This is a genomic window from Streptomyces candidus, from assembly GCF_014207445.1.
Lineage (GTDB): Bacteria > Actinomycetota > Actinomycetes > Streptomycetales > Streptomycetaceae > Streptomyces > Streptomyces candidus.
Window position 1 is genome coordinate 1 of sequence record NZ_JACHEM010000049.1, and the last position, 4468, is coordinate 4468.

At 69.0% G+C, this 4468-nt stretch carries 7 protein-coding genes; 5 read left to right on the forward strand and 2 right to left on the reverse strand.

Features of this window, described 5'->3' with window-relative positions:
* Positions 1 to 153 precede the first annotated feature (153 nt).
* Positions 154 to 591: a DUF6221 family protein gene (locus tag HNQ79_RS33375; protein ID WP_221508376.1), complete on the forward strand. Its 438-nt coding sequence runs from the start codon at positions 154 to 156 to the stop codon at positions 589 to 591.
* Here the strand turns inward: HNQ79_RS33375 and HNQ79_RS32940 are convergent, their stop codons facing one another.
* A complete protein-coding gene (locus HNQ79_RS32940; protein ID WP_185036661.1) occupies positions 592 to 771 on the reverse strand; it encodes a hypothetical protein in 180 nt (59 codons plus the stop codon). It abuts the gene before it with no gap.
* A gap of 48 nt (positions 772 to 819) precedes the next feature.
* Here HNQ79_RS32940 and HNQ79_RS32945 point away from each other — a divergent pair, with 48 nt between their 5' ends.
* The 4 genes from HNQ79_RS32945 (at position 820) to HNQ79_RS32960 (ending at position 3526) form a co-directional block, all read left to right on the forward strand.
* Positions 820 to 1455 (forward strand): HAD family hydrolase, encoded by a 636-nt coding sequence (locus HNQ79_RS32945; RefSeq protein ID WP_185036662.1) that lies wholly within the window; start codon positions 820 to 822, stop codon positions 1453 to 1455.
* Between the two features lie 105 nt (positions 1456 to 1560).
* Complete coding sequence (locus tag HNQ79_RS32950) at positions 1561 to 2742, forward strand: helix-turn-helix domain-containing protein (RefSeq protein WP_185036663.1); 1182 nt, start codon at positions 1561 to 1563, stop codon at positions 2740 to 2742.
* 77 nt (positions 2743 to 2819) lie between these two features.
* Positions 2820 to 3014, forward strand: a complete 195-nt coding sequence (locus HNQ79_RS32955; protein WP_185036664.1) for a hypothetical protein — start codon at positions 2820 to 2822, stop codon at positions 3012 to 3014.
* Positions 3011 to 3526 carry a hypothetical protein gene (locus HNQ79_RS32960; protein ID WP_185036665.1) on the forward strand — a complete coding sequence of 172 codons (516 nt, stop codon included), beginning with the start codon at positions 3011 to 3013 and terminating at the stop codon, positions 3524 to 3526. Before HNQ79_RS32955 ends, HNQ79_RS32960 begins: the two co-directional genes overlap by 4 nt.
* 121 nt (positions 3527 to 3647) lie before the next feature.
* Here HNQ79_RS32960 and HNQ79_RS32965 read toward each other — a convergent pair whose 3' ends face one another.
* The gene (locus HNQ79_RS32965) at positions 3648 to 3869 is read right to left on the reverse strand and encodes a helix-turn-helix domain-containing protein (RefSeq protein ID WP_185036666.1); all 222 of its coding nucleotides are present in this window, start codon (positions 3867 to 3869) and stop codon (positions 3648 to 3650) included.
* Between the last annotated feature and the right edge of the window lie 599 nt (positions 3870 to 4468).

Below are 4468 nucleotides of genomic sequence, written 5' to 3' on the forward strand. Positions count from 1 at the left end.
GCGCCGTGCAGCCACTGCCGCTGAAGCCCGTCCGACTGTCAGTGCCCGCCGATAAGCTGGCCGGACACACCCCCTAGTACAGGGGATGCTGCTGCTGGACCGCCCCGACCCGGACAGCGCCGGGAAGGGGCGGTCGCATCTCTGGAGGCACGCATGAGCGGCGACCTGGTGGATTTCCTGCGGGCCCGGATCGACGAGGACGAGCGGACCGCTCGTGACGCCGGTGGCCGATGGGAGGTGAGCCCAGTCACAGGTTGGATCCACACCGCGCCGACGCCATCGCACGAGTGGAAGCCGTCAGGGTCAGTTGACCATCACGTGGCAGTCGTGCCGCTCGCATCAGACCGGGCCCACATCGCCCGCCACGACCCGGCCCGCGTCCTCGCCGAGGTCGACGCCACGCGGCGGATCATGGAGATCCACAAACCAGCTGTTCCTAGGGCCCGGCCCAACCGGGAGCGCGGTTGCTTGACGTGCACCAGTGCCCAGTCCTGGGATGCAGAAGCGAACGAAGCGCTCTGTGCCACCCTCCGCCTGCTCGCCCTGCCCTATGAGGGCCAGCCCGGCTACCGCGAGGAGTGGCGGCCGTAGTCACGCCGCCTCGACCAGCTCCGCGCGCACCGCGTCCGCCCACTCCACCAGCAGCTCCTGATACCGCGCCTCATCAGCCGGCGACAGGCACCCGCACGACCGCGACCACAGCCCGCGGATCTCCGCGTTGACCACAGCGGCAGGCCGTGCGGGACCAGGGGGAGAGGGGGGTGGGGGCATGGATCAAGAGTATCGGGGGGTGCTGACATTCGGCATAAAGTGCGGTGGATGATAACCACCATTGCCCTCGACATTGGCGAGACCCTCGTCCGGGACGACCGCTACTGGGGGTCCTGGGCGGACTGGCTCGGCGTGCCCCGCCACACCGTGTCCGCCCTCGTCGGAGCCGTCGTCGCTCAGGGCCGCGACAACGCCGACGCCCTTCGCCTCATCAAGCCCGGTCTCGACATCCAGGCCGCCTACCAGGCTCGAGAGGCGGCCGGCCGCGGCGAGCACCTCGACGAGTCCGACCTCTACCCCGACGTCCGCCCCGCCCTCGCCGCGCTTCAGCAGGCCGGGCTCCGTGTCATCATCGCGGGCAACCAGACCGTGCGTGCCGGTGAGTTGCTCCGCGGGCTCGACCTGCCCGCGGACATCATCGCCACCTCGGGGGAGTGGGGCATCGCCAAGCCCGACCCCGCGTTCTTCGCCCGCATCGTCGACCTCGCCGCCGGACCCGCCGAGACGGTCGTGTACGTCGGCGACCACCCGGCCAACGACACCTACCCCGCACGCGCCGCCGGCCTCCGCACCGCACACCTGCGTCGCGGCCCCTGGGGGCACCTCTGGGCTGACGACCCCGACGTCCAGGCCGCCGCCGACTGGGTCATCGACAGCCTCACCGAGCTGCCCAACCTCCGCTGACAGCAGGCAGAATGGCCCGCCCCTCGCGTGTCGGGGCGGGCCATTCACGCACCCCGAGGTTTCCCGCTGGGTACGGTTCAGGTGCCGCCTGAACTGGAGCCCAGTATGCCCAACATCACGTACCACGGGGTAGGCCCACGCGTCGCCTACGAACGGCGCATCACCGCATTCACCCAAGCCGAACTGGCCGACCGCGCCGGCATCGCACTCGGAACGCTTCGGAAAATCGAGCGCAATGAACGCGGCGCCTCCGGCGCTGTCCTCGACAGGCTCGCCAACGCCCTCAACATCGATATCAGCCGCCTCCTCCCCGGCGGCGAACGCGCCGACGACCGCGTCCACCAGGCGATGCCCGCCCTGTCCTCCGTCATCGCCACCTACGACATGCCCGACGATGGCCCCGTCCGCCCCATCCACGAGCTCCGCGCCGCAGTCGATACGGCAGTTCAGTGGCGGCTCGGCGCCCAGTACGTGCGCATCACCCGCCAGCTCCCCGACCTCCTCGGCGAGTTGAGCCGGGCGCTCGCCACGGCCTGCCCGGACGAACGCCCCACCGTCGCCGCCCTCCTCGTTGCCGCCTACCGCACCGCTGACGCCGTCGCCTACAAGTACGGGGCCCACGACCTGTCCGCACGCCTCGTCGAGCTCATGCGGTGGGCTGTGCCGCAGGCAGAAGACCAGCAGCTCGAGGCCGCCGTCGCCTACGTCCGCACCGAGACGTTCTTCGCCGCCGCCGCTCATGAAGCCGGGCTCCGCGCCCTTGAACAGGCCATCGATCGAGCGCCCGCACCCGAGGACGACGCGGCCCGAGCCAGCCGGGGGACCCTCCACATGCGGGCCGCGGTCATCGCAGGCAGAGCCCGCAACGCCACCGCCGCCGAGATGCACCTGACCGAGGCAGTCAGGCTGGCCGACGGCGCCCGAGAGAGCATCGTCAACGGCACTGCCTGGGGCCCGGACTCGGTGCGCATCCACCAGGTATCCGTCGCCGTCGGGCTTGGCGGCGACCATGTCCAGGACGCACTCGCCGTCGCCCGGACCTGGACACCGCCCGACTCGCTGCCCGCCGAGCGCCGAAGCGGATTTTGGATTGAGCTCGCCCGCGCACAGCTGTGGTCGGGGCAGATGGATCACGCCTACGAGTCCCTCAAAGTGGCGCGCCGTATCGCCCCCCAGCACACCCGCGAGCACCGGTGGGTACGTGAGGACGCGGCCACGCTGAGGCGCCTGAAGCGGGCAGACGCCGAGGAGCTCAGCAACTTCTGCGAGTGGTGCCACGCCGAATAGGCACTACCCCTGACAGGGGTACTTGTGGGCCTTGCGGTGGATCACCATCGTCCTGACACCGAGGTCAGGAGGATGACGTGGCACGAACCGCACCACCCCCGCCAGGGGTGCACACCAGCCCCGCCCGGCTGCACGGCGAGGCCTGCTACTGGTGCGGGGCGGTCTTCGGCACCCTTCACCCGGCCGGAAGTGTTACCACCCGCGGCGACGGCTGGACGCGGGAGTGGCCCATCGTCGCCTGTGGTGACCACAGCGGCGAGGTGGCGCCATGACCACCAGCCACATTCCGACCGACTCACTGTCCCAGCGGCAGATCCGCGGCGCGGACTGTGTCCTGTGTGGGATCACTCTCTCGCCGGAGACGGCCGTCGACCTCGGTGAGCGGGTGCGGATGGAGGCGTCGCTGCGCTGGTTCCCCCGCGCGTGCAAGACGCACCCCGGCGTCGAGGAGCTGGTGGTGCCGCCCGGTCGGCCGATCCCGGCCGTCGTCGACCTCCACTTCACCCAGTACCGCGGGTGGTCCTGCGTCTGGTGCCAGAGGGCACTCACCCGCGAAACCGGCAGCCACCACGTCGGGTACGCCCGTGGTCGGCAAGGCGCGCACGTCCTCGACTGCGAAGCGTGGGCGTGCACCAAGTGCAAGGAGGAGAGCGATATGACGAAGTTCTGCAGCAAGTGCCAGCAGCCCATCCGCGACGGCGAGGAGGCTACGGAGTACCCCGTAGACGCCGGGTCCGCGGCAGCGATGACGGTGTACTGGCACGTCAAGTGCCCTAAACGGTAAGCGGAATGCACCATTTCACCCACCGTGCGAATCGCACACACGTAGATATACCTGTCACGCTCTAGCGTCAGGAGCGTCCAGCAGTAACACTCGTTAGTTCCACCAGCCCAGACCCTGCTGGTCAGTCCAGTAGTTCCCGCGGGAGCATGTCTAGCGCCCGCGCGATGCGCAGGAGGTGGCCCACCTTGGCGTCGTTACCAGCCTCGATGCGCTGGATCGTTGACCGGTTGATACCGGTGAGCTCGGCCAGCCGCTCCTGGGTCAGGTTTTTATAGATCCGCCTGACGCGGACGCGGTCGCCGACGCGCCTCCGGGCATCGATGATCCACTTGTCGTCTGGCACTCCTTCACGCTGGAATGATCACGTCCGAATGTCAGCAGCAGAATTGAGGCATTCTTTGATCTTGGTCAACCACTGCCGGTCGGCCCGACGCCACCTACCTTCCGCCCGTGATCAGCCCTGCGGTCTGGCATATGCCGCAGGGGCGGAGCTAGTGTGACCTGCTCGAACGTGTGTTCACACCTTCGGGTGAATGGCATTCCCTGTGCGCATCCGGCCGTCCCGCACGGGAACCCGCGCCACACGCCACCAGTCGGCCAATCAACGGGAGACGCACCATGAATCACCAGCAGATCCTTGACCTCTACCAGTGGGCACCCGGGATCTGCTTCCAGCATCCGGCTCGCGGAGAGCAAGCCACGACTCCCGTGAAGACACTCCACCTGAGAGCCGGGCGGGACGAGGAGTTGCGCGCCTGCCGGGAGTGTGTGCTGACGCTGGAGGCCGAGCGGGCGGCTGCAGCCGACGAGGTGGGAGTGCGGTACCAGCCTGGCCGGGTTGGTGACGATGCGTCCCCGACCAGCGAAGATGCGCGTCGCTGAGCGTCCCAGCCGGGGAGAATCTGGGGAGGAAGTGCGACGTGGGGAGTCTGCGGGGAGGGC

Excerpts from the sequence above, each read along its gene's own strand:
- HNQ79_RS33375 (WP_221508376.1), top strand. The coding sequence starts at position 154 with ATGAGCGGCGACCTGGTGGATTTCCTGCGGGCCCGGATCGACGAGGAC.
- HNQ79_RS32940 (WP_185036661.1), bottom strand. The coding sequence starts at position 771 with ATGCCCCCACCCCCCTCTCCCCCTGGTCCCGCACGGCCTGCCGCTGTG.
- HNQ79_RS32945 (WP_185036662.1), top strand. The coding sequence starts at position 820 with ATGATAACCACCATTGCCCTCGACATTGGCGAGACCCTCGTCCGGGAC.
- HNQ79_RS32950 (WP_185036663.1), top strand. The coding sequence starts at position 1,561 with ATGCCCAACATCACGTACCACGGGGTAGGCCCACGCGTCGCCTACGAA.
- HNQ79_RS32960 (WP_185036665.1), top strand. The coding sequence starts at position 3,011 with ATGACCACCAGCCACATTCCGACCGACTCACTGTCCCAGCGGCAGATC.